At 31.7% G+C, this 26,558-nt stretch carries 19 protein-coding genes; all 19 read left to right on the top strand.

Going from position 1 to position 26,558, the window contains the following annotated elements:
* Positions 1-386, top strand: a 386-nt coding sequence (locus tag C7954_RS07160) for a zinc ribbon domain-containing protein (protein ID WP_166667694.1), incomplete at its 5' end; no start/stop codon positions are given.
* Positions 387-602: 216 nt separating this feature from the next.
* A complete protein-coding gene (locus C7954_RS07155; RefSeq protein ID WP_134059289.1) occupies positions 603-3,218 on the top strand; it encodes a PD-(D/E)XK nuclease family protein in 2,616 nt (871 codons plus the stop codon).
* Positions 3,202-6,390 carry a UvrD-helicase domain-containing protein gene (locus tag C7954_RS07150; RefSeq protein ID WP_134059286.1) on the top strand — a complete coding sequence of 1,063 codons (3,189 nt, stop codon included), beginning with the start codon at positions 3,202-3,204 and terminating at the stop codon, positions 6,388-6,390. The genes C7954_RS07155 and C7954_RS07150 overlap by 17 nt, the downstream gene beginning before the upstream one ends.
* Before the next feature lie 99 nt (positions 6,391-6,489).
* Positions 6,490-7,233 carry a 2,3-diphosphoglycerate-dependent phosphoglycerate mutase gene (gpmA, locus tag C7954_RS07145; RefSeq protein WP_176760044.1) on the top strand — a complete coding sequence of 248 codons (744 nt, stop codon included), beginning with the start codon at positions 6,490-6,492 and terminating at the stop codon, positions 7,231-7,233.
* A gap of 261 nt (positions 7,234-7,494) precedes the next feature.
* The gene (locus C7954_RS07140; protein ID WP_134059283.1) at positions 7,495-8,637 is read left to right on the top strand and encodes a S1C family serine protease; all 1,143 of its coding nucleotides are present in this window, start codon (positions 7,495-7,497) and stop codon (positions 8,635-8,637) included.
* Positions 8,638-8,732: 95 nt separating this feature from the next.
* Positions 8,733-9,422 carry a response regulator transcription factor gene (locus C7954_RS07135; protein WP_134059280.1) on the top strand — a complete coding sequence of 230 codons (690 nt, stop codon included), beginning with the start codon at positions 8,733-8,735 and terminating at the stop codon, positions 9,420-9,422.
* Between the two features lie 55 nt (positions 9,423-9,477).
* Positions 9,478-10,800 (top strand): sensor histidine kinase, encoded by a 1,323-nt coding sequence (locus C7954_RS07130; protein ID WP_243734167.1) that lies wholly within the window; start codon positions 9,478-9,480, stop codon positions 10,798-10,800.
* Positions 10,801-10,851: 51 nt separating this feature from the next.
* Complete coding sequence (gene polA / locus C7954_RS07125; RefSeq protein WP_134059277.1) at positions 10,852-13,491, top strand: DNA polymerase I; 2,640 nt, start codon at positions 10,852-10,854, stop codon at positions 13,489-13,491.
* Entirely contained in the window at positions 13,484-14,314 is an 831-nt protein-coding gene (gene mutM, locus C7954_RS07120; protein WP_089655863.1) for a bifunctional DNA-formamidopyrimidine glycosylase/DNA-(apurinic or apyrimidinic site) lyase, read from the top strand. The genes polA and mutM overlap by 8 nt, the downstream gene beginning before the upstream one ends.
* A 21-nt stretch (positions 14,315-14,335) precedes the next feature.
* Positions 14,336-15,316 (top strand): dephospho-CoA kinase, encoded by a 981-nt coding sequence (gene coaE, locus C7954_RS07115; protein ID WP_089716894.1) that lies wholly within the window; start codon positions 14,336-14,338, stop codon positions 15,314-15,316.
* Between the two features lie 16 nt (positions 15,317-15,332).
* Positions 15,333-15,938, top strand: a complete 606-nt coding sequence (locus C7954_RS07110; RefSeq protein WP_073157876.1) for a lytic transglycosylase domain-containing protein — start codon at positions 15,333-15,335, stop codon at positions 15,936-15,938.
* A gap of 244 nt (positions 15,939-16,182) precedes the next feature.
* Positions 16,183-17,994 (top strand): ABC transporter substrate-binding protein, encoded by a 1,812-nt coding sequence (locus C7954_RS07105; protein WP_073157874.1) that lies wholly within the window; start codon positions 16,183-16,185, stop codon positions 17,992-17,994.
* A 105-nt stretch (positions 17,995-18,099) separates the two neighbouring features.
* Positions 18,100-19,134, top strand: coding sequence for an ABC transporter permease (locus C7954_RS07100; protein ID WP_073157871.1), 1,035 nt, complete (start codon positions 18,100-18,102; stop codon positions 19,132-19,134).
* A gap of 7 nt (positions 19,135-19,141) precedes the next feature.
* The gene (locus tag C7954_RS07095) at positions 19,142-20,017 is read left to right on the top strand and encodes an ABC transporter permease (RefSeq protein ID WP_073157869.1); all 876 of its coding nucleotides are present in this window, start codon (positions 19,142-19,144) and stop codon (positions 20,015-20,017) included.
* 40 nt (positions 20,018-20,057) lie between these two features.
* Positions 20,058-21,089 (top strand): ABC transporter ATP-binding protein, encoded by a 1,032-nt coding sequence (locus tag C7954_RS07090; RefSeq protein WP_073157866.1) that lies wholly within the window; start codon positions 20,058-20,060, stop codon positions 21,087-21,089.
* Positions 21,089-22,063, top strand: a complete 975-nt coding sequence (locus C7954_RS07085; RefSeq protein WP_073157863.1) for an ABC transporter ATP-binding protein — start codon at positions 21,089-21,091, stop codon at positions 22,061-22,063. Before C7954_RS07090 ends, C7954_RS07085 begins: the two co-directional genes overlap by 1 nt.
* A gap of 129 nt (positions 22,064-22,192) precedes the next feature.
* Positions 22,193-23,782, top strand: coding sequence for an ABC transporter substrate-binding protein (locus C7954_RS07080; protein WP_073157861.1), 1,590 nt, complete (start codon positions 22,193-22,195; stop codon positions 23,780-23,782).
* A gap of 276 nt (positions 23,783-24,058) precedes the next feature.
* On the top strand, positions 24,059-25,108 hold the full coding sequence (locus C7954_RS07075) for a LacI family DNA-binding transcriptional regulator (protein WP_134059274.1): 1,050 nt from the start codon (positions 24,059-24,061) through the stop codon (positions 25,106-25,108).
* Between the two features lie 65 nt (positions 25,109-25,173).
* Complete coding sequence (locus tag C7954_RS07070; RefSeq protein WP_134059271.1) at positions 25,174-26,481, top strand: ABC transporter substrate-binding protein; 1,308 nt, start codon at positions 25,174-25,176, stop codon at positions 26,479-26,481.
* The last annotated feature ends 77 nt before the right edge of the window (positions 26,482-26,558 follow it).

The raw sequence follows: 26,558 nt of genomic DNA, 5'->3' as shown, positions 1-26,558 counted from the left end.
CTATTATTGTAATTGGAGATATAAAAAATATTAAGCAAAGCAGCAAGCTTAAGTCTTTTGTCCAAATACCAATTCAGAGATTAGTTGAACTAATTGAATATAAAGCTAAATTAAATGGTATAAAAGTTGTTAAAATTAATGAAAGCTATACTTCTGGCTGTAGTGCACTAGATCTAGAAAAAACAAATAAAAGCAACTATAATAAATCCAGAAGAATTAAAAGAGGTCTCTTTAAAACTAATCAAGGTCTATTAATTAATGCAGATCAGAATGACAGTCTTAACATTCTTCGCAAATACCTAAAAAACAAATGTATTCTCAGACCTATTAAACAGGCGAGAGATAATGGATATGTGGCCAATCCTTCAAGATTAAGGGTATCCTAATAACTTAGGCGGCGACTTAAAAACCAAACATCTTGTAAACTAACCTAGTAATATAGGTTGAGTTTTAATCTATATGAAGTAGTTAGAAGCACCATCCGACGCGAAGCTAGTATTTTTGATGAAAATCTATGATTTAGGTGGTGAGGTTCACAAAGTTTAATTTTCTCTTATCAAAAAAGGGACATTGAATTAAAACTAAAATTAAGGATGAAAAATATGGAGCAGGAAAATAATTTAAATTTTAAATATTATAACTACAATCAGGACTTATTTAAAGAAACAATCTCTGGGCAGCCAGACATCTATGTTTTTGCTAATTACAATGATTTAAAAGAAGCACTAAAATATTATCAGCCGGAGCCTTTGAGTCAGCAGAGTCAGTTTTTTAGTTTAAAAGAATTTAAGGAGCGCCTCTTTAGCAGTGATCAAATTCTGCTGAAAGAAGAAAAGCTGCCGCTGCTATTGTATTCTGTTTTAACTTCTGAAGAGAAAAAAGAATTGCGGCTTGATAATTATCAAGATATTTATCAATTTTCAGCACAATTTTTTGGTTATTTTAAGCTGCTTCAGGATTACCAGCTGTCTGAAATTAAAGGACTAGCAGACTGGCAGCAGCACAGAGTTAATAGATTGCTGAGTATTAAAAAGAGATATCAACTACAGTTAAAACAGCTGGGTTATGTGGATCAGCTGGTTTTAAAAGAGAATAATAATTTAAATTTGCAGTTTTTAAAAGAATTTAAGCAGATAAATTTATTCAATATAGTTGATTTCACTCCTTATTTCAAAAAAATACTGCAGCAGATGAGTTCTGAATTTGAGATAAATCTCCATCTGCAGCTTAAAAAAGAAGATTTTAATGAAAAAAAATTAGAAATTGAATCGCTGACATTACCAGAAAAAAGAACTATAATTGAAATTAGAAAAGCAAATTCAAAACTTAAGAGTCTGGCAGCTTTTTTAGAAGAGAATGAAAACTCTAAAGCTGAGCTGCAGCTAATAGATGCTGGTAGTGATATTGATTCGGCTGAGATATTAAGTGATCAGTTGAATATTAATTCTTATCGAAGTCTAAGTGAAACAGAAGTTTATCAATTATTGAATTCAATTTATCAGCTCTATCAAAAAGGAAAAAAATCTTCTCACATTTTAATAGAATTAAAAGAACTTTATAATTTATCCACTCAATCTTTATTTAAGCAGTGGCTTAAAATTAAAGCTGAAGACCTGCAAAAAATTAAAGAGCTGCTGCGTAATGATTATTATTATCTCAACTATGATTTAATTAAGTCTGAGCTGTCTGTTTTAAAGCCACTCTATAAGCTGCTTGAAAATTTAAGAAAGATAAAAAATATTTCAGAACTAATAGAACTTGTTACTGAAGTTTCAGACTTTGCTCTGGAAGCTGAGGCTAAGGAAACAGCAGAAAAATTTAATGATAGTCTGCTGGAGTTAAAGAGTATTGAAGAAATGGGGGTAGTTAAAAGCTGGCAGGACTATTATTCGGACAGAGGAGCGGGATTGTTGTCTCTACTTTTAAATCATTTAAAATTCAAATCGATTTCACTGGCGGTAAATGATGAGGCAGCTGAATTTTTCAGTTTAGAAAATGCACCTCAAATTAAGCGAGAAAAGCTGCTGCTTAATAATTTAACTCAGGAAAATTTTGTTCATAAAAATGATGGGCTTTATTTTTTAACTGAAAAACAGCTCAAAAATAATGGTCTTAAATTGAATCATAAAAAACAGCTTTTAAAAAAATATAAATTTTTAAGACATATTTTAACTGCAGAAAAAAGTATAATTTTTACAGTAGAAAATGAAGATGAAAATATTTCACCTGCAGTTATTTTAGAAGAATTAATTTTAGAGTATGACTTGGATTATAATCAGTGCAAATTAAATATGCTAAATGAAAAAGAAATTTTAAATAATTTATTTAATTATCAAACAGAAGTGGAATTAGAAGTAAATCATAAAGCTGATTTTAATAAAAATTTAAAAATAGAGGCGGATGATTTCGGGAGCAGCTTTAATTTTAGTTATTATAAGTATAAATATCTCAAAGACTGCTATCACCGGTTTTATTTAGAGGAGCTGGCGCGGCTGGATACTACTCTAGAAATTAAACCTTCACTTTCTTTAAGGGCACTTGGAATTTTGACTCATGAAATTTTTGGAGAGCTGATTATTTATGCTAGAGATCAAAAAATTGATCCTGCAGAGATTTCTGCAGAAAACAGAAAGAATATTATTAAAAAAAATATTAAAGCTAATAAATTAAAGATTGATCGTGAATATTTAAATTATTATCAAAAAGTAATATTCAATAGTTTGGAAAATTCATTTATTCATTTTACTGAACTGCTTCAGAAGTATTTACCTGATGACTATCAGAATATACTGATAGAGTGGCCGGAATGGGACTATCAGCGTCAGAAGTATTTTTCAAATCAGCAGATAGATTTCTATCTTTCTGGCAGAATAGATCTACTTTTATTAAGTCAGTCCGAATACTTTATCATTGATTTTAAAACTGGAAGTGGAGATCACAAACAGCTTGATTTTTATTCCCTAATGCTGAGACAAAATTATAAAAAAAAGCTGCCATCTGAGAGCAGAAAGGCAATTTATAATGTTTTTGAACAGGCTTTTGAGCATTCATATAATAAAGTTGAAAAAGAAGATAGTTTGGGCCAAGAACTTCAGGAACTGATAAAGTTACTTTTGGCAGCTGGAGAATATGATAGAATTTATAAAAGCCGCTGCCAGCGCTGTCCCTACAAAGATATTTGTCGAGTGGAGGTTTTAAATAATGAAGAAGGTAATTAAAGCCAGTGCAGGTACAGGTAAAACCTACAGATTATCTTTAGAATACCTGGCTGCACTTTTAAAAGATATAGATTTTTCTGAGATTATAGTAATGACCTTTACCAAAAAAGCAACTGCAGAAATTAAAAATAGAATACTGGAGCATTTAAGAGCAATTATTAATAATAATCCCGAAAAGAAAAATATTATTAGTTCATTAAAAAATATTTATCCCGAACTGGAAGTTGATAAACAAAAATTGGAACTCATTTACCGAAAAATGATTTTAAACGATGAAGATATAAAAATATATACTATTGATGCTTTCACAAACCAAATTTTCAGTAAAGGAATAGCTCCTTACCTTTCTTTATACAATTATCAAATTATTGACGAAAGTCAGAATCAGGAGATTATTGAAGAGTTATTGAAAATAATTTTAAATAATGAAAATTATTTTCTGAGAATGCAGAAATTTTTGGAGTCTAATAGTGCTCGGGATTTAGATCCATACTTAAGTTTTATCAAAGATATAGTTAATAATGCCTGGAAATTTATGCTTATAAAAGCAGAAACTAAGTCAGAACTGCCACAGGCTGAGATAGTTCCTTTATTTGAAGCAGGTTATCAAACTCTAAAAAAAGTAGCAGAATTACGAGGTGAGGAATTTAGTTCTGCCTATTTTGTTAAAGATGGACGTCCATTTTTTGAACAGTACCCCGAACTCAGTTCAGTCAAGGAAAAAGAACAGTTTATTTATCAGAGAAGAAATTATTTATTAAATAACAGCTACTGGAGCGGCAATAAACTGCGGGCTAAAAAAACTGCTGACTTAAAGGAAAAATTAGAGTATGAGTATCAACTATTTAGAGAAAAACTGGCTGCAGCAGTTTACAATCAGGAGGTAATTCCGGCTGAAAAAGAAATAATTAATTTTGCTGAACTGGTTTTAAGCATTTATGAAGACTTGAAATTCAAAACAGCTAAATTCACTCACTCAGATATCAGCAATTATACTTTTAAATACTTAAAAGATGAAGAAATTGGCCTGCTTAAAGATGGAGAGCCAAGCACTTATCTGCTTGATCTCTTGGGGGGAGAATATAAGGCACTTTTTATTGATGAATTTCAGGACACCAGTATTCTGCAGTGGAAAATTTTGAGACCTTTGATTAAAAAGGCTGGAAAGTTTATTGCTGTTGGAGATGAAAAACAGTCTATTTATGGCTGGAGGGGAGGAGAAAAGAAGTTATTTGCCTCTCTAGAGGAGATTATTGGAGCTGAAACTGAAAGGCTGGAATGCTGTTATCGTAGTGATCAAAATATAATAAACTTTTTAAATAATTTCTTTGACCAAAATGATGCTGACTGGGAGTATCATTCTGTTAAAGCTAATTCTAGTCGGTCTGGTTTAACTGAGGTTATTTATGGGGGGAGTTCTGCTTTTTATAATACTAATACTAAAACCTTTGAAAAGTTAGAAGAAGAAAAACAGGAATACATAAAAGTATTGAACAGCAAAATTAAAGAAGATCTTCCAGCTGAGATAGCTGCTGATATTAAACAGAAATATGCAGATGATTATGGGAAAGTAAATGTGCTGGCCCGAACTTCAAGTGAGCTGAATACAATTGTAGAAAGTCTGGATGCAGCGGGAGTACCCTACATTTTAGAAAACAGGAATTCGCTGCTAGATGCAGCTCTGCCTCGAGCAATTTATAACTTTTTATATTTTGCTGCTTACAGAGATTTTTATTCTCTTTTAAAGTTTTTGCGCAGTGATTTGTTTAGACTTGATAATCAGAGCTTGAAATTAATTATAAAAAATCAGCAGATTGTCAAAGAATATTTTAGTGAAAACTATGAAATTAATTCTGAGAAAAATATTGAGCTGCTTCAGGAATTAGATAATCAACTACGGACGAATAATGAAATAAATTTAATTAAAACCTTTAAAAAAATCAAGATGATAATTAATGGAAATTATCAGGAAATAGTAAATTTTATTTACCAAAAAACTAAGCTTCTGCAGCTTGCCCAGAATAACAGTTTAACTTTAAAAAATCTCTACTCATTTTTTAAAATATTAAATTCATTTTCTTCTTTACAAGAGCTGCTTAACTATTTATCTGAAAATCGTGATAGTGAAGAATTAAAACAGCAGAAGGTGGAAAATAAGGATGCAGTTAGTTTGATGACAATCCACCAGTCAAAAGGACTTTCCTTTGCTGTAGAATATTACTATTGGAACCCAGGTAGGAGGAGTGGTAACAGTCGTGGAGGAATCAATTTTTACCTTGACTTTGATCAGAATTATGAGCAGCTAAATAATTATTTATTTATTCAGGATCAGTATCTCTCCATTTTAGATTGGCTGGACTATGATTTTAAGGAGCAGGTTGAAAAAAAAGAAGAAATGGAAGAAATTAATAATCTTTATGTGGCTTTAAGCAGAGCAGAACATGATCTTCATTTATATGTTAAGGCACCTCGAAAAATAAAGCCAGATCAGGATTTAATGTGGGCTGGCAGCAGCTATGATTATTATGAAAAGATGCTTTTGAATGCTGTAAAGGGCTATAATTTAATAGATCTTTTAGAAAAAGAAAGCTCAGGAACCCATCTCAAGTCTGAAGCGGAACAATTAGATGAGAGTTTTAAATTACATCCACTTAATAAATACTTAAAACAGAAAAAACGCTCAGCTAAAAGTGACAAGAATGAGGAAAAATATTCATACTTTAAAAAACAGAGCAGCAGCTTAAAAATTTCAGCAAGTAAATTGGAAGGATTGGCGCTCCATTATTATCTAGAAAATATTAAGTATAATACTAAAGAGGAGAGAGTATCTGCTGAAAAACTGCTGAAAAGCAAATATGGTAACTTACTGGGAGAGAAAAAAATTAAGGCTGTAATCAAAAAAGCAGAAAGCTTTATGACAACTAATTCAGAAATATTTTCTGAAAACTATCAGGTTTTTAATGAATATTTATTAAAAGAGAATATTGAAAAAGAAGAAAAATATTATCGAATTGATAGACTTCTGGTAAATAGAGATCAGAAAAAAATCAAAATAATTGATTACAAAAGTGGTAGTTATAGAAACTCCAAACAGCTTGAGAAATATAAAAATCTTCTTGCAGCAGAAATTACATCAGACTGGCAAATTGAAAGTGAATTTATGGATGTTTAAACTTGTTAATTGATTAATATAATTTTAGATATAAAGTGTTATAATTAAAGAGTAGAAATTTTGAAAATGAACATAAATCAAAAAATATGAAGAGGTGGTTTGATGAAAATCGTATTGGTCAGACATGGGGAAAGCGAATGGAATCTAGCTAATAAATTTACCGGCTGGACAGATGTTGATTTAAGTGAACAGGGATTTAAAGAAGCAGAAGAAGCAGGAAAATTACTCAAAGAAGAAGGATTTACTTTTGATTTAGCTTATACTTCCTATTTAAAAAGAGCTACTAAAACCTTGAATATTATTTTAGATATTATGGATTTGCATTGGATACCAGTAATCAAATCCTGGAAATTAAATGAAAGACATTATGGAGCTTTACAGGGCTTAAACAAATCAGAAACTGCTGAAAAAGAAGGGGCGGAACAAGTTCATATCTGGAGGCGTAGTTTTGATACGCCACCACCTGCTTTAGATAAAGCTGATGAACGTTATCCAGGTAATGAGGAAAAATATGCTGAATTAACCGAGGAAGAACTTCCAACTGGCGAAAGTTTAAAAATGACCATTGAAAGAGTAATGCCTTATTGGGAAAATGAAATTGTACCTCAGATGGAAAAGGGGAAAAAAATAATAGTATCTGCTCATGGTAATAGTTTAAGAGCACTTGTAAAACATTTAGATAATATTTCTGATGAAGATATTTCTTCACTTAATATTCCGACTGGAAGACCACTAGTTTATGAGTTTGATGAAAAAATGAATGTTCAAAATAAATATTATTTGGGAGATCAAGAAGAAATTGAAAAAGAGATGAATAAAGTTAAAAATCAAGCAAAAAAGTAATTTAATCTAAATTTAATTTTTGCTTAATTATTCTTTAATTTTTTTCTGTTATATTTTAAATGTAGCCTGAAATAAGATATATTGTAATTAAATAATTTTGGTTAATACTGCAGTTATTTTTGAGCTTTTATAAAAGCCGTAACTCAAAATAGAGAAAAATTTCCTCCTTGAGATATTTAAATTATTCCCCATTGCAATGGGGAATAATAATTGTTTTGAGTAATTTAAACTTAATAAAAATCTAAAAAGAGGGTGTTAAAGGTGAAGAAAAATAAAAATTTATTTAAAAAAACATTATTAGTTTTAATTGTGATTTCTTTAATGATGACTATAGTTCCTACAGTATTTGCTCAGAAAAATTCATCTCAGAATATTTATCAAACAAATCATTTTGCAGATATTGCCGAAAAAGTTGATAATGGTGTTGTAAAAGTTACTTCTACAGTAAAGACCTCCGGCGGTCAGCAGATGCCAGAGATGTTTAATGATCCATATTTCAGATTCTTTTTTGGGGATCAGTTTCAAATGCCAGAACAGCAGCCTCGAGAAAGAAAGGGCTTTGGTTCTGGTTTTATAGTTTCCAAAGATGGATATATAGTTACTAATCAACATGTTATTGATGGTGCGGATAAAATAGAAGTTTCAATTAATGGTGTTGAAGAAGCAGTTTCAGCGGAAGTTTCCTGGTCAGATTTCAGCCTTGATTTGGCAATTTTAAAAATAAATACTGAAAAAATAGATCAAAAACTTAGTCCTTTAAAAATGGGTAATTCTGATAAAATTAGACCTGGAGATTGGGCAATTGCAATTGGAAATCCGTTAGGCTTTGAACACACTGTTACAGTAGGAGTTATTAGTGCTCTCGGGCGACCAATTCAGATTCCAACAGAGAATAGACAGGTTAGGACCTATCAAAATTTGATACAGCTTGATGCAGCAATAAATCCTGGAAACAGCGGTGGGCCCCTGCTTAATAACAAAGGAGCGGTTATTGGTATCAATACCGCTGTGTCAAGAGCAGGTCAAGGAATTGGTTTTGCAATACCAATTAATGAGATAAAGGGTATTGTTACTGAACTTCAAAACACTGGAAAAGTTACTAGACCTTGGCTTGGAATTGCTTTTAGTGAAATAACAAAAGAAGTACAGGAATATTTTAATTTAAATGATCAAAAAGGTGTAGTAATTATTGAAGTTTATAAAGATAGTCCAGCTGAAAAGGCGGGACTTAAAGCATATGATATAATTAAAGAGATTGATCAAAAAACCGTTAAATCTACTTCTGATGTAAGTGAATTAATTAAAAATAAAGAAGTTGGAGACAAAATAATGTTTAAAGTTATAAGAAACGGACAAAGTAGGATGATATTCGGTCGAATTGGAGATAAACCAAATGATCTTTAAATAAAAATACAGTTTTATAAAACCGGGCTTTTAAAAGCCCGGTTTTAATGTTTAATTTTTAGTAAATTCTTGATATAATGAGAGGGGTGACTAAATTGGATAAAAAAATATTATTGATAGAAGATGATTCACAAATTGCAAGGTTTGTGGAATTAGAGCTTGAACATGAAGGTTATCAAGTTAAAAAATTTGACAACGGATATGATGGTATAAATATTTTAAAAGAAAAAAAATTTGATTTATTATTATTAGATATAATGCTTCCGGGCCAGAATGGTTTAGAAGTCTGTAAAAGAATCAGAAAATTTTCAGATATACCAATTATTATGTTAACTGCAAAATCTGAGTTAGAAGATAAGGTGGAAGGTTTAGATACCGGGGCTGATGATTATTTAACTAAGCCGTTTGAAATTGAAGAATTATTAGCTAGAATCAGAGCTCATTTGAGAAGAGATGAGGGTAATGTAGAATCAGATAATATTTTAAAAACAGCTGATGTAGAAGTTAATCTGGATGCCCATATTGTAAAAAGGGCTGGAGAAGAAATTGAACTAACCAAAAAGGAATATGATCTTTTAGTATATTTGATTAGAAATGAAGGTATAGTTGTAACCAGGGATAAGTTATTAAATAATGTCTGGGGTTATGATTATACAGGAGAAACAAATATAGTTGATGTCTATATCCGTTATTTACGCAGTAAAATTGATGATCCATATGAACAAAAATTAATACATACTGTAAGAGGGGTTGGCTATGTATTGAGGTCAGATAAACATGTTTGATTTTTTCAGTAAAAAGAGCAAAATATCCTGGAAGATAACTATACTTTATGCTTTTATGTTTATGATGCTCCTGTTTTTAGTTAATCTATCAATTTATTTTTTTCTTTCTAGTTTTATAGATGATAATATTCAAAAAAGCATAAATAATACTAGTGAATTGGTTTTATCTCAATTTTCCGGGATAGGAGACCCTGTTAATTTTTTTGAAACAGATATATTACAGCAGATAAGTCGAAGTGAAGAAAATATATTTTTTCGAGTATTAGACAAGGATGGAAAAGTAAATGCCCAGTCAAAGTATTTAGAGAATATGGATATTCCATTTAGTCTTGAGATAGAAGAATTCAGATCCGGAAATAAAATCATGGCTGTAAAAACAATACCTGTTAATAAATTTGTTTTTTCTCGGGGTTATCTGCAGGTCGTAAGGGACATTACTTTTGAAAAGAATTTTCTTGATTTTTTAATAATAGTATTAACTTTTGCTGCTGGAATTGGGGCATTAATTTCAGTTTTTTTAGGGTATTTTACTACTAGGAAGATGCTTTCCCCAATTAATAAAGTGACTGAGGCAGCAAGAAAAATTAGTTCAAGTGATTTAGGACGAAGGCTTGAAGTAAGTGGTCCTGATGATGAATTAAAAAAATTGGCCTTAACATTTAATTCTATGTTAGATAGACTGGAAAAATCTTTTAAAAGACAGAAACAATTCGTATCTGACGCTTCACATGAGTTAAGAACCCCTATTTCAGTTATTAAAGGTTATGTTGATCTGCTTGATCGCTGGGGTAAAGAGAAAGAAGATGTAAGAGATGAGGCAATAGATGCGATAAAAAAAGAAACTGATAACATGAAAAAATTAATGGAAAACTTACTTCTTTTAGCTCGTGGTGATGATAGTGAACTAAAAAAAGAAGAAAATCTTTTTGATTTCAATAATTTAGTTGAGGAAATAATAAAAGAATTTAAAGTCATGGAGTCAGATATAACTTTAATTTTTGAAGATGATGCTGAAATAGAATTTTATGGTGACCCTAATTTATTTAAACAGCTTTTTAGAATTTTCTTGGATAATGCTGTTAAATTTACAGCTAAAAATGGGAAGATTAAGATAAAATTGGGTAGACTGGATAAAGAAAACTTTTTTTTCTCTATTGCAGATGATGGCCCAGGAATTTCCCAGTCAGATTTACCTTTTATATTTGACCGTTTTTATCAGGCTGATAAATCTAGATCCAGAAAAAGCAACAAAGGTTCTGGTCTTGGTTTAGCTATTGCTAAACAAATTATCGATAGCTATAATGGCACCATAGAGATTGAAAGCAGCGAAAAAGAAGGAACGAAATTTATTGTTAAATTACCGCTAAAAGAAAAATAAATATAATTAATTTTAGATAACACGAATAAATTTCATGGGAGATGATTTATTTTGTCAAAAACAGAAACCGAGGAGAAAAAAACACTTTTTCTACTAGACGGGCATAGTTTAACTCATCGTGCATTTTATGCTTTACCACTACTGACAAATGATGAGGGAGAATATACAAATGCAGTCTTTGGATTTATCAGAATGCTTTTTAGTCTTAATGATGAATGGAATCCAGACCGAATGATTATAACTTTTGATAAAAAAGCACCGACCTTTAGGCATGAAGAATATGAAGATTACAAAGGAAACAGAAAAAAAATGCCCGAAGAACTGGTTCCCCAAATACCGCTGCTGCAGCAGACAATAGAAAAATTGAAAATACCGATGCTGGCTCAAGAAGGTTATGAGGCTGATGATTTATTGGGAACTCTTTCCAAAAAAGCGGAAGAAAAAGGTTATAAAGTTTATATAGTAACTGGAGATAGAGATGCGCTGCAGTTAGTTTCAGAAGATGTCAATGTTTTATATACCCGCAAAGGAATATCTGATCTAGTAAAATTTGATTTAGATAAGGTAATGGAGAAATATGAACTTACTCCTGAAAAATTAATTGACCGCAAGGGTTTGATGGGTGACAGCTCTGATAATATTCCTGGTGTACCTGGAATTGGCAAAAAGACTGCCCTGAAACTATTAAAAGAATTTGGATCTATGGAAGAAATTTTGGCCAATATTGATCAGGTTTCTGGTAAGAAAAGAAAAGAAAATCTTCATAAATATGCTGATCAGGCAAGAATGAGTTATAAATTAGGTAAAATTAAACGGGATGTTCCTGTAGATATTGATTTTGATAAATGTCGACTTGATCTTTATGATGATCAAGAAGCAGCAGAGCAGTTTAAAAAACTTGGTTTCACTTCGCTTTTGGACCGCTTTGATTTTAAAAAAGAGCTTAGTTTTGATGATTTAGAGATAGTGGAATTAAGTGAAAGCTTAGAAGAATTTAAAGAAAAAGCAGTTAAAGTTGGAAAAATCGGTATCTCGATAAAATTAAAAGAAAAAACTAAAGCAATCGATGGTGAAATTCAGACCATATTATTTTCTATAAAAGATGAAAATAATATATATTCATATCAACCAGCACACAAAATTGATGCAGTAGTTAAAGAAATTTTTGAATCAGAAAAAATCGAAAAGCTTATAATTAGTGGTAAAGAAACAGCTTTAGCTTTATTAAATCATCAAATTGAGCTTATCAATATTAAATTTGAACCACTACTTGCCTTTTATTTACTGCAGCCATCTTCCTCACTACCAGAATTAGAAGAAGTTTTTAGTCAGGAATTAACTATATCTTTTGAACAGTTAGCAGAAGATAATAAAAAGGCAGTAATGCTGTCCAGGTTATTTGAATTACAAGATAAACTGATATCTAAATTAAAAAAAGATGATTTATTAAAATTATATCAAGAAATAGAACTACCCTTAATTAAGGTTTTAGCTAGAATGGAATTTAATGGGGTTAAAGTTGATAAAGAATGGCTTAATTTACTGTCGGAGCGTCTTGGCAAAAGATTGGATATTATAGTAGATAAAGTTCATGCTCTGGCCGGAGAAAAATTTAATCTAAATTCTCCCAAACAGCTGGGAGAAATATTATTTGAAAAATTAGGTTTACCTGTTATTAAAAGAACTAAAACCGGGTATTCAACAAATGCAAATGTTCTAGAAAAGCTAGAAGGAAAACATGAAATTATTCCTTTGATCTCAGAATATAGAGAACTTGCAAAACTAAAGTCAACTTATATTGATTCTCTACCACCTTTAATTAATGACGAAAGTGGCAAAATCCATACTTCTTTTAATCAAATGGTAACAGCAACTGGACGTCTAAGCAGTACGAATCCAAATTTACAAAACATACCAATTAGAACTGAAGAAGGACGGGAAATAAGAAAAGCTTTTATTCCTTCCAGTGAAGATATGCTTTTATTGGCTGTTGACTATTCCCAAATCGAGCTTAGAGTGTTTGCTCATCTTAGTGGTGATGAGAAATTACAAGAAGCATTTAATTCTGGAGCTGATATTCATACTGAAACTGCAGCAGAAGTTTTCGAAGTTGGCCCAGACGAAGTTTCACCAAATTTAAGACGCCATGCCAAGGTAATTAATTTTGGTATTGCTTATGGAATGAGTTCTTATGGCTTGAGTCAGGATTTAGATATTCCAGTTGAAGAAGCACAGGCATATATCGACAAATACTTTGAAAGATTTTCTGGTGTAAAAGAGTATATGGATCAGATTATAAAAAAAGTTAAAGAATGTGGTTATGCAGAAACTATGTTTGGACGCCGCCGTTATATTCCAGAAATTAACAGCAGCAATTATCACCGTCGTTCTTTTGCTGAAAGAACAGCTGTTAACACACCAATTCAGGGAACAGCTGCAGATATAATGAAAAAATCAATGCTTGATGTTTATGATGCCCTAAAAGAGACTGATTTTGATTTAAATATTTTACTACAAGTCCATGATGAGCTGGTATTTGAAGTAAATAAATCTGATTTAGATGAAGCAGCAAAATTAATCAAAGAAAAGATGGAAAATACTGCAGAGCTTGATGTGCCTTTACTAGTTGATCTTCAAATAGGAAAAAATTGGAGAGATAAAGAAGATTATGAGGTGAAGGAAAATGCCTGAGCTGCCAGAAGTTGAAACAGTAGTTAAGGGGTTAAGGCCTTTAATTAAAGATAGAAGAGTAACAGCAGTTGAGATCAGAGAAAAAAATATGATAGCTTATCCTGAAAATAATATTGATGAATTTAAAGAATCTTTAATCGGATCTAAAATTGAGGCAATTAACCGCCGTGGCAAATATATAATTATTGAATTAAATAACGAGAAAAATATGGTTATTCATTTGAGGATGACAGGTAAACTGTTGGTAAAAGAAGTTGAAGAATTCAGAGACAAACATACTCATGTTATTTTTAGCCTTAATGATGGTCAAGAAATAAGGTTTAACAACATCCGTAAATTTGGTCGAGTTTATTTAATCGATAAAAATCATCCGGAACAGGCGGGGGGACTTTCAGATTTGGGTCCTGAGCCTTTAAGTGAGGATTTGACTCTGACCGATTTTAAAAAGTTATTTAAAAATAGAAGGGCTTTAATGAAGTCTCTGCTTTTAAATCAACATTTTGTAGCTGGTATTGGTAATATTTATGCAGATGAAATTCTATTTTTGTCTGGAGTTAGACCTGACAGAACAGCGGATACCTTGACAGAAGATGAAAAAGAAAAAATATACCACAATATGCGTCATATTTTAAAAAAAGGAATAATTTATGGTGGTACAAGCTTTAGTGACTATGTTAATGCATTTGGGGAAAAAGGCTCATTTCAAGAAGAACTAAAGGTTCATCAGCGAGAGGGAGAAGAATGTTATTCATGTGGGACTAAAATTAATAAAATTAAAGTCAGTGGACGTTCAACTTATTTTTGTCCTAAGTGTCAAAAATAAAGACATAGAAGGGGGGATAATATGATCATAGGTTTAACAGGTGGGATTGCAACCGGAAAATCAACAGCTGCAGATTATTTAGAAAAAAAAGGTGCAGAAATTATTGATGCTGATCAAATTTCTCATAAAATTACTAAAAAAGAGGAAAAAGGTTGGCAGCTGATCGTCAAGGAATTTGGAAAAGATATATTAAAAGCGAATGGAGAACTTGATCGAGAGAAATTGGGAGAAATGGTTTTTTCAGATTCTGCTAAAAGAAAAAAATTAGAATCTCTTCTTCATCCGTTAATTATTTATGAAATGAAAGAAGAAGCTCATGAATATTTAAAAAATGATAAAATTGTAATTTTTATGGCACCACTTTTATATGAAGCTGGTTTAGAGCGTTTTTGTGATCAAGTTTGGGTGATTTCTAGTTCAAAATCAACTCAGATAAAAAGATTGAAGAAAAGAAATGGTTTGAACCGTGAGGCAGCTTTAAATAGAATAGAATCTCAAATGTCTATCAAAAGAAAGTCAGCTAGAGCTGATGTAGTTATAGAAAATGATTCAACGGTTAAAGAATTAACAAAAAAGTTAGATCAGCAGTGGGAAAAAGTATTGAAGGGAGAAGATGAGACCTTGATTAGAATTGCTCTGATAGCTCATGATGAAAAAAAAGATGATATGATAAAATTTGCAAAAAGACACCGAGAAGTTTTGGCAAATATGAGATTAATTGCAACCGGCACAACCGGACAGAGATTAATTGATGCAACTGGTCTTGATGTTGAGAGGATGGTGTCCGGTCCAATTGGTGGAGACCAAATGATTGGTGCAGAAATTGCTAAAAATAGATTAGATGGTGTTATTTTTCTAAGAGATCCTTTAACTGCTCAGCCACATGAGCCAGATGTGAGTGCTCTTTTAAGACTCTGTGATGTTCATGAAATTCCTTTAGCAACAAATTTAACAACTGCAGAAATGATTATTCACTCCCTCGCAGAAAAAAATAGAGCTTAGCCAGGGGGGAGTCAAGTTGTTCAAAGAATATTCAAGGAAAATAATAGTTTTAGTTTTAATAGTTGTATTTGTTTTTGCTGTGGGTGATTTTGATTTGTGGACAATTAGACGAAACTTTGAAGAAATAAAATATCAAGCAGAAATTCAAAAATATGCTGAGAAATTTGCGATTGAGGAAGAACTGCTTGCAGCTTTAATTTATGTGGAAAGTAGATTTAATAAATATTCTCAATCTCCCAAAGGGGCAGTTGGTTTGATGCAGTTAATGCCATCTACAGCAATTTGGATAGCAGAAGAACTTGGATATGATGATTTTCAATTAACAGATTTGAATGAACCTGAAATTAATATTAAATTTGGCTGCTGGTATTTTTCTTATTTATATGAGAAGTTTGATCGAGATTTGATTAAGACAATTGCAGCCTATAATGCAGGTGAAAATAATGTTAGAATCTGGGTTAATAACGGCTGGCAGGGAAATATTAATGAAAAATTACCTTTTGCAGAAACAGATAATTTTGTGAGGAGAGTAATTTCAACTAAAAAGTATTATAAAGAAAATAAACCTGAATTTTATAATTATCCAGCGATAAACTTATCGTTATTTAGATTGGCTGATTAGAATTTCTATATTAGAAAAAATTTATTTAACATTAAGATAAAGGATCTTAAACCTGCCAAATTTGATTTTTTCATTAAATAATTATATAATTTAAGTTAGTGAAAATTTAATAGCAAAAGAATCTTATTATGAAATTTGGATTCTTATCTAAATTCATATTTTCTAGAAGGAGGGATAAGATAAAGAATTGATTAGGGATTAACTTTTTTTGTTTTAAACAATTATTTAGGAGGAAATTTCAAGTATGCAAAAAAGATTAATAGTTATCTTAACTGTATTTTTATTTATAACAATGACGTCAATGGCAGGAGCTCAGGAAGTTAAAAATCCTGGTACTTTTGTAGAAGTTAATATGGGGACAATTGATAGTCTTGATCCTCACTTTCAATATGATTCTGCAAGTGCAGAGATTATTGATAATGTGTATGAAAATTTAATTAAATTTGATCAAGGTGATATAACAACATTTCTACCACATCTTGCTACAGAGGTTCCAACTGTAGAAAATGGATTAATTAGGGATAATAACACTACCTATGAATTCCCAATTAGAAATGATGTAGTATTTCATAATGGTAATAAATTGACTCCAGAAGATGTTAAATATAGCTTTTTAAGAGCTCTAATTCAGGATCGTGATGGTGGGCCAGTTTGGATGATTTATGAACCATTATTCCAAAAAAGTTCTTTATCGGACGTTATTTTTGAAGTTTTAGAAGAAGAAAAAAATGCTAAAGACTTAACTGCAGAGGAATCTGCTGAAGTATATGCATATTTAGAAAAAGCTATTGAAATTAATGGAAATAGTGTAATTTTCCATCTGCCTCAACCATTTCCACCTTTTTTAAGTATCATAGCTCAGGGTAATGGTCTGGGAGCAATTGTTGATAAAGAATGGACAATTGAGCAGGGAGATTGGGATGGTCAGCCTGAAACAATAGCTGAATATACTAACCCAACTAAAGAAGAAGATCCATTATTTGGAGCTATGAATGGCACCGGTCCTTATAAATTTGTAGAGTGGGTTAATGGTGAAGAAATAGTATTAGATAGACATGAAAATTATTGGCGTGAACCAGCTTCAATCAAAAAAGTAATTATTAAAATGATTGATGAATGGTCAACTAGAAAACTAATGCTTCAGCGTGGAGATGCTGATATTGTTTATGTAGATAAGCAGTATATGAGTCAGATCGAAAACATGAACGGAGTAGAAGTTATAACTGGTTTACCTAATATTTACATGGGTGCTGGGTTAATGAACTATAATATAGTTACTGAAGGTAACCCAGATGTTCATAGTGGTAAACTTGACGGAAATGGTGTGCCATCTAACTTTTTTAGTGACATAGATGTTAGAAAAGGCTTCTTATATTCCATGAATTATGAAGCATTTGTTAATGATGTGTTAGAGGGAGATGGCCAGCAGGGTAGAGGTCCAATTCCAGAACCGCTGTTAGGATATGATGAAGACTCTCCAACTTATGAATTAAACTTAGATAAAGCAGAAGAGCACTTCAAGCAGGCATTTAATGGTGAGTTATGGGAAAAAGGTTTTGAAATAACAATTCTTTATAACTCTGGTAACGATGTTCGTAAGAGTGCTGCTGACATGCTTAAGTACTATGTTGAAAGAATTAATCCTAAGTTTAACATTAATGTTCGTGGAATTCAGTGGGCATCTTATCTTGATAAGCTAATTGCACAAAAATTCACACTAGGGTTTATTGCCTGGGGTGCTGATTACGCTGATCCACACAACTTTGTAGTTCCATTTGTAAGCAGCACAGGAACTTATGGTGGATTTAAAGGGGAAGATTATGCAGAATTTGCAAAAGAGAATATTGATCCTTTAATTGAAGAAGCAATTTCTCTAACTGATCCTGAAGCACGTGAAGAAATTTATCGTGAAATTCAGCAAATATCTTATGAAAATGCAACTGATTTCTACCTGTATCAGCCAACAGCTCAGGTTGTTATGAGAGACTGGGTTGAAGGATGGTATTATGATCCAATTAGAGATCCAGGTCAGTACTTCTATTCATTAGATAAGTAGAATATATTTAATAAAAAATATTTTCAATAAATATCTGGGGGGATATTTACCCCCAGATATATTATTGTTTAGATAATTAAAAGTTGGAAAGGATGAATATAGAGGATGATAGCTTACATTGCAAGACGCTTACTTATATTACCGATAATCCTCTTTGGAGTAAGTATGTTAATTTTTTCTATGATTATGATGTTAGGACCTTATCAAAGACTTAGTACTTATATCAATGACCCAGCCCAGTTAAAGGGAGCTGAAGATATCGATCAATTAGTATCTAAATATGGATTAAACGATCCCTGGTATGAACAATATGGACGCTGGATTGGTGGTGTGTTAAAAGGTGATTTCGGCTGGTCAGAATCGGCCGGCGCTCCTGTTACAAAAGCTATAGCTGATAGATTTCCTGCCACTTTAGAACTGGCATTATTATCTTTAGTTCCAGTAATATTTGGTGGTATAATATTAGGGGTGCTTTCGGCGGTTCATCATAACAAAGCCTTAGACCATACGATTAGGATTTTTGCAGTAATTGGATGGTCATTTCCATCATTTGTTTTTGGATTAATTGTTTTGATGATTTTCTATGGTGTTTTAGGCTGGCTGCCTCCAGGAAGATTATCAAACTGGGCTACAGAGATAGTTCGCTCAGCAGATTTTGTTAGTTATACAGGCATGTATATTCTTGATGGAATTTTAAACTTTAATTTTTCTATTGTTTTAGATGCTATTAGGCATTTAATTGCTCCGGTAATAACTATATCGATACTATGGTGGGCTTTTATATTAAGAATAACACGTTCGAATATGTTGGAGACATTAAAAAAAGATTATATTCGTACTGCTAGAGCTAAAGGGCTTGCAGATAATATTGTAGTTTACAAACATGCAGTTCGTAATGCTTTAATACCGGTAGTCACAGTTGCCGGGCAGATGGTATTAGGGTTAGCAGGTGGACTTGTTATCGTAGAAAGTATTTTTAATATAAGAGGATTAGGACAGTTTATGGCAAATGCAGCACAGCAGCTTGATTATCCAGGTGTATTGGGTGGAGCTTTATATTTTGGTTTCCTTCTAATATTAATTAACCTATTTGTGGATGTATCATATGCTGTAATTGACCCAAGAATTAGATTGGAGTGATGGTTTAGTGGAATGGCAAGAAGTTGTTAAAAGGTTGTTACAGAATAAAATATCATTACTTGGTATTTTAATAATTTTATTTTTTATTATAGTTGCAGTTTTTGCACCCTGGATAGCACCGCCTAGAGATCCAGATGATCCGTATTTAATTCCAAGAGCTGGTTGGTCTATTGAACCCCAACCACCAAGCGATGAATATATTTTTGGAACTACTGAAGGTCAGTATGATATTTTTTATGGGATTGTGTGGGGAACGAGAACTGCTTTTAGAATAGGATTAATTGTTGTTGGAATTAGTACTTCGATTGGAATAGTTTTAGGAACCATAGCCGCTTATTATGGGGGCTGGATTGATGAAATATTAATGCGGATTACTGATATTTTTATGTCAATTCCTTTTATAATAGCAACTATTGTTTTGGTGACAATTTTAGGTCAGGGCTTGACTAATGTTATGATCGCCTTAATTACCTTTAGCTGGATGAGTACTGCCAGACTAATGCGTTCACAGGTTTTATCGGTCAAAGAAGATGAATTTGTACAGGCAGCACTTGCCTTAGGTGCTAATGATTTTAGAATTATTTTTAGACATATAATTTTAAATACTATTTTCCCGGTGGTTATTCAAGCTTCAATGAGAATGGGATCGATGGTTATTACAGCATCTACTCTTAGTTTTTTAGGTGTAGGTACACCGGAAGGTTATGCTGATTGGGGGCAGATGATTTCCTTTGCTCGTAATTGGATCTTGGGTGTTGAAGGCAACCCATTAAATTACTGGTATACTCTTATTATTCCTGGTGTTGCAATTACATTATTCTGTTTATCATGGAATTTAATTGGTGACGCTTTCCGTGATATTTTAGATCCGAAACTTAACTAAGATGGTTATTTTTTAGACAACAAAAAGGTAGGTGAATTTCTTGAATAAACAAGCTTTAGTAGAAGTTAAAAATTTAAAAACATATTTTTATACCGAAGAAGGAATAGTAAAAGCTGTAGATGGAGTGGATTATGAAATTTATCCTGGTGAGACTTTGGGTATTGTAGGTGAGTCTGGCTGTGGTAAAAGTGTTACTTCTTTGTCAATTATGAGATTAGTAGAATCTCCTCCAGGCCGAATTGAGGCTGGTGAAATTAATTTTCAAGGAAAAGATTTAACAAAAATTTCTGAGAAAGAAATGCGTAAAATTCGTGGAAATGATATTTCCATGATTTTTCAGGAGCCAATGACTTCTCTAAATCCAGTTTATACTGTTGGAGATCAAATTATTGAAGCAATTATGCTGCATAAAGATGTAAATAGAAAAGAAGCTAGAAAACAGGCAATAGATATGCTGAAAAAAGTAGGTATTCCACTGCCAGAACAGCGTGTAGACGAATACCCTCATCAATTATCTGGTGGTATGAGACAGCGTGTAATGATTGCAATGGCTTTAAGTTGTGATCCCAAGCTTCTAATTGCTGATGAGCCGACAACAGCACTTGATGTAACTATTCAGGCTCAAATTTTAGAATTAATGAATTCATTAAAAGAAAGTTATGGTATGTCAATTATGATGATTACTCACGATTTGGGAGTAATTGCTGAAGTATCTGATCGGGTAGCAGTAATGTATGCAGGTAAGGTAGTGGAATACACAGATGTTGATACATTATTTGATGATCCTAAACATCCATATACTTGGGGATTAATGAATTCAATCCCCAAATTAGATAAAGATGTTGATCGTTTAGAAGCTATTCCTGGTAGTGTACCTTCTCCACTTAATTTTCCAAAAGGCTGTAAATTTAATACCCGCTGTCCGTTAGCTGAAGGTAAATGTTATGATGAAGAACCACCTTTAGAAGAAGCTGCAGCAGGACATAAGGTTCGCTGTTGGAGATATAAAGATTTAGAAGAGATTAAAAAACGTGGCGAAAGAATCTATGAGGATCGAGGTGTTCAGAAATAATGGCTGAAAATTTACTCGAAGTTAAGAATCTAAAAAAATATTTTCCGGTTAAAGCTGGAATATTCAAAAAGACTGTTGCTCATGTAAAAGCTGTTGATGATATTTCTTTTGCAGTAAAAGAAGGAGAAACCCTGGGTCTGGTAGGTGAATCTGGTTGTGGTAAATCAACAACTGGTAGAACAATATTAAGACTTTTAGAAGCAACAGCTGGGGAAGTAATATTTGAAGGAAAAAGTGTAATGGATCTCGACAAAAAAGCAATGCGGGCAATACGACGTGATATGCAGATTATTTTTCAGGATCCCTATGCTTCTCTAAATCCAAGGATGACAGTTGCTGATATTGTTGGAGAGCCTCTTGATATTCATAAATTAGCTAAAAATAAAAAAGAGCGTAATGAAAAAGTAAGAGAAATACTTGAAAATGTAGGACTTGGTGCAGAATATATGCATCGTTATCCACATGAATTCAGTGGTGGACAGCGTCAGCGTATTGGTGTAGCAAGAGCATTGGCAGTAGATCCAAAGTTAATTATAGCTGATGAGCCAGTGTCTGCTCTTGATGTTTCAGTCCAGGCACAGGTTGTAAACCTACTTCAGGATTTACAGAAAGAGTATGGTTTAACTTACCTTTTTATCGCTCATGATTTAAGTGTAGTTAAGCACATAAGTGACCGGGTTGCAGTTATGTATTTAGGTAAGATAGTAGAATTAACTGATAAGCACGAGTTATATAGTAATCCTAAACACCCATATACTCAGTCTTTATTATCTGCAATTCCAGAGGCTGATCCTAAAAAGAAAAAGAATAGAATTGTCTTAGAAGGAGATGTACCATCACCGGTAGATCCACCTTCAGGCTGTAGATTCCATCCCCGCTGTCCAAAAGCTTTTGAACCCTGTTCTGTAAAAGAACCTGAGTTTAAAGAGTATGGAGATGGACATTTTGCTGCCTGTCACTTATTAGATAAATAAATATAGATCAAGTTTAAATTTTAAATCCCTGATTTGGATATTTAAATTCCAAACAGGGATTTTTATATTTTTGGAGAATAAGATAATTAAGGTGGAAAGAAATATGTAATCTAAGCTGGAGGAATCTAAATGACAAATAAAAAAATATATTTATTAATCTTATTTATTATTGTTTCAATTACCTTTAATGTAAATGCAGAAAATTATGGTGGGAATTTAAAAATTAAAATGAATAAAAGGCCATTAACTTTAAATCCAATATTTTCAGCAAATCAAACTGAAAAAAACATAAATAAGCAGGTTTTTGATAAATTACTGATTTTAAATAGTCAGGGTGAATTAAGTAATAATTTGACTGAGTTTTGGGAAAGTAATGCTGAGTCAACTGTTTTTAAATTTAAGTTAAAAGAAAATGTATATTTTCACCCTTATAAGCTTAATGGAAAAGAGATAAAAATTGAGCAGAGAAAAGTTACTGCAGCTGATTGGAAGTGGTCGTTTGAATATTTGGCTGATCCCAAAAATAAATCTCCTTATGCAGGTATATTTAAAAAAGTGGTAGGATATGATGATTATCAAGAACAGAAATCAAATGAAATAACCGGGATTAAAGTTATAGATGATTATCAGCTTCAAATTAGTCTAAAAGATTCATATGCACCATTTATTTATAATTTAGCTAAAGAAGCAGCTGTAGTAATACCAAAAAAAGCAGTTTTAGAATCAGGTCAAAAATTTTCTTTAAATCCAATTGGTACCGGCCCTTTTAAATTTAAAAACTTTGCCAATAATAGAATTAAATTAACCAAAAATCAAAATTACTGGAAAAAGACAGAACAACAAAATAAATTACCTTATTTAGAACAAATTGAATATTATTTTGATAATAGTAAAAATCTGAATAAAAATTATCAAGAATTTGATTTATACCAGCTTAGTTATGATCAATTAATTAATTATTATCATAATAATCAAAGAGATGAAAATTATAATCTTAAAACAATTATAAATAACAATTTATATTTTGTTGCTTTTGACTGCAGAGATAATGATATTAAAGAAAGTAAATATAAAGTAATTAAATATCAAATTAAGTCGAGTTTAAATAATGATAAATTTAATCAAGCTATCAAACTAAATAATTATATTCATAATGAAAATATGAGTGATGGTTTTAATTTTTTAAACAAAATATCTGCTAAAACCGAAGCAAATTCAGAAAATGAAGTGAATTTTAGTGATAATTTAAAGCTAAAAATGATCAGCAACAATTCTAATTTAAGCTTACAAATTAGTGAATTATTGAAAACTAAACTGAATAAATTTAACGTTAAGCTTGAAGTAAAAAATTATAATTGGAGTAAATATTTAGAATTATTAAAAAGCAATTCTCAAAGAGATCTTTTTATGATGTCATATAGTTATGAAAATAAATTTGAATTTATTGCTGATAATTTTTATTCTAAGTCAGAAAAAAATTATTTTAACTATGAAAATAGAAGAATTGATAATTTAATTGATTATATAAAATTAACGAAAAATATGGAAAATCAAAATATAGCTTATACTATTATGGAAGAAATTTTATTTCATGATAATCCATATCTTGTTATTTTTAAAGGTGTTGATCTTTTTTTAATATCTGAAAAATTATCAAATCAAAAGATATTAGATAATATTCATACAAAAGACAAACTGGAATTATTTTATTTTGAATAAAATTCTAATTAGTTTAAGTTGAATGAAAACCATTTCATTTATTTCAGAAGACTTTTGCAAAATCAACAATAAAAAATAATTAATATTTAGAATCTTAAGTTTTACAATTAATATATTATAAATAAAAACGAAAATTTGGCTATTTAGGCCGTAATATCACTAAAATTAAAAAAATAAATTATCAAAAAAATCTGTGATTTTTGCAGGAATTATATATTTTGTATTGAATATAATAAATAGTGAAATGGATTTCATTATAATTTGGGAGAGAAAATTATGGATGTAACCATGAAAGATGTAGCAAAATTAGCAGGAGTTTCATTAAGCACAGTTTCTCGTGTTTTAAATGATAGTTCACTTGTTAGAGAAGAGACAGCAAAAAAAGTAGAAAAAGCTGTAGAAAAGTTGGACTATCAAATTAATGATTCTGCTCGAATATTAAGAACCAATACCAGCAATTTAATTGGAGTCATTGGTGCTGGGATGGAAAGGCCTTTTTTGGCAAATTTGTTAAAGGGGATTGAGGCTGAAGCTAGAGAGCGGGGTTTTGCTCTGATTTATGGAGATTCAGATGGTGAGTTTGAAAAAGAACAGAATTATTTAAACATCATGAAGCAGAAAAAAATTGATGGAATCATTTTAATAACTACTAATTATTATAATGATCTTCTTTCGATAGTTAAAAACTATAATATTCCAGTTGTTTTTGCTTCTGGTTATATAAGTGATCCAGAAATCAGCTGTGTTACAGTTGATAATGTAGCGGCTGCTTATGATATGGTAGAATTTCTTTGTCAGGCCGGACATAGAGATATTGCTTTTATTAAAGGACCAGACCTTGACATGCTTGCAAGCCAAGAAAGGTTAAGAGGAGTAAAACTTGCTTTAAGATTAAGCAATATAAAATATGAATCAGCTCGAATAATTGAAGGTGATTTCACATATGAGAGTGGGTATTCAGCAGCCCAAAAGATTCTAAATAAATTTCCAGATGTAACAGCAATTTTTGCATTTAATGATGAAATGGCAGTAGGAGCAATTAGATATTTAAAAGAACAGGGAATTAGTATACCTGAAGATATCTCAGTAGTTGGTTTTGATGGTATTGACTTAGGGAAATATACAAGTCCTGCTTTAACAACTATTAAACAATCGGGTTATCATTTGGGTTTAAAGAGTATAGAAATTCTGAATAAAATTATTAAAGAAGGTAAGATAGAAGATAACAAAGTCTTTATTCCACATGAACTTGTGGTTAGAGAAAGCACAAATAAATTAAATGAACTTACTACTAATCAGGAGGTGATTATTAACAATAATATATAGTTAAGATTATATTATATTCTTAATATATTTAAATTTATCAATCAATTTGAGGAGGAGAATTATTAATGAAAAAAAATTTATTTTTAGTTTTAGCCTTAGTTTTTGTTATTACCTTTAGTGGTCTAGCTTTTGCTGATAGCCATGGTGAAAAGATTTCTTTGACTGTTGCTGGTGGTGCTGTTGGTCAGGAGAAAGAACTAACTATTAAAGCTGCAGAAATGTATATGGAAAGAAATCCTAATGTAACAGTAGAAGTTTTAGAGACACCTGACTTAGCTAATGATAGATTAGGTCTTTATTTACAGTTTTTAGAAGCTGAGAGCCCTGAAGTAGATGTTTATCAAATTGATGTAATCTGGCCAGGTGATTTAGCAGAGCACTTTATTGATTTTTATGACTATGGTGCTGAAAAAGTTGCTGATAAGCATTTCCAGGCAATCATTGAGAACAACACAACAACTGATGGTCGTTTAGTAGCTATGCCTTGGTTTACAGATGCAGGTCTTTTATATTACAGAACAGATCTCTTGGAAAAATATGATCGTGAAGTACCAGAAACCTGGGATGAATTAGAGGAAACAGCAAGATATATTATGGAAAAAGAAAGAGAAGCCGGTAATCAAGATTTTTATGGTTATGTCTGGCAGGGAGATGCTTATGAAGGTTTAACCTGTGACGCTCTAGAATGGACTTATTCTAATGGTGGTGGACAGATAGTTAGTCCTGATCAAAAAATTACAATTAATAATGATAAAGCAATTGAAATTATTAGGCAAGCTGCAGGTTGGGTCGGAACTATTTCTCCAACTGGTGTAACAGGTATGGGCGAAGAAGATGCTCGTTCAATGTGGGAAGCTGGTAATGCATTATTTATGCGTAACTGGCCTTATGCTTATGCTTTAGGAAATCAAGAAGGTAAGCCTACTGCTGGAAACTTTGACGTTTCACCTTTGCCTGCTGGAGATAGTGGTAAATCAGCAGCAACTTTAGGCGGCTGGAACTTAGGAGTTAGTAAGTATAGTAATCACCCTGAAGAAGCAGCTAAATTAGCTATGTTCTTAGCTGGAGAAGAAGTACAAAAAATGCGTGCTGTTGAAGGAGCCTTCAATCCTACAATTAAATCATTATATCAAGATGAAGATGTACTAGAGGCAGTTCCTTTCTTTGGCAGCCTTTATGATGTATTTACAAATGCTGTAGCTCGTCCTTCTACTGTAACTGCTCCCCAATATAACAAGGTATCAGAGTTATTCTTCCAGGCAGTTCATTCAGTACTAACTGGTGGAAGCGATGCTCAAACAGCGGTTGAGTATTTAGAATTAAACTTAATGGATACTACAGGATTTGAAACTGGTGAGCCATTACAACCATAAGTAAAGTTTTTTTAAATTAGTAATAATCTGGAGAGGATTGTACCTCTCCAGATTCTCTGAAAAAAAGGGGGGAAACT

Source organism: Halanaerobium congolense, assembly GCF_004366375.1.
In the GTDB taxonomy this organism is placed as follows: Bacteria; Bacillota; Halanaerobiia; order Halanaerobiales; family Halanaerobiaceae; genus Halanaerobium; species Halanaerobium congolense.
This window is presented reverse-complemented; position numbering and strand designations above follow the sequence as displayed.

Coding starts and splice junctions, on each gene's coding strand:
- C7954_RS07155 (WP_134059289.1), top strand. CDS start 603: ATGGAGCAGGAAAATAATTTAAATTTTAAATATTATAACTACAATCAG.
- C7954_RS07150 (WP_134059286.1), top strand. CDS start 3,202: ATGAAGAAGGTAATTAAAGCCAGTGCAGGTACAGGTAAAACCTACAGA.
- C7954_RS07130 (WP_243734167.1), top strand. CDS start 9,478: ATGTTTATGATGCTCCTGTTTTTAGTTAATCTATCAATTTATTTTTTT.
- mutM (WP_089655863.1), top strand. CDS start 13,484: ATGCCTGAGCTGCCAGAAGTTGAAACAGTAGTTAAGGGGTTAAGGCCT.
- coaE (WP_089716894.1), top strand. CDS start 14,336: ATGATCATAGGTTTAACAGGTGGGATTGCAACCGGAAAATCAACAGCT.
- C7954_RS07105 (WP_073157874.1), top strand. CDS start 16,183: ATGCAAAAAAGATTAATAGTTATCTTAACTGTATTTTTATTTATAACA.
- C7954_RS07100 (WP_073157871.1), top strand. CDS start 18,100: ATGATAGCTTACATTGCAAGACGCTTACTTATATTACCGATAATCCTC.
- C7954_RS07085 (WP_073157863.1), top strand. CDS start 21,089: ATGGCTGAAAATTTACTCGAAGTTAAGAATCTAAAAAAATATTTTCCG.
- C7954_RS07080 (WP_073157861.1), top strand. CDS start 22,193: ATGACAAATAAAAAAATATATTTATTAATCTTATTTATTATTGTTTCA.
- C7954_RS07075 (WP_134059274.1), top strand. CDS start 24,059: ATGGATGTAACCATGAAAGATGTAGCAAAATTAGCAGGAGTTTCATTA.
- C7954_RS07070 (WP_134059271.1), top strand. CDS start 25,174: ATGAAAAAAAATTTATTTTTAGTTTTAGCCTTAGTTTTTGTTATTACC.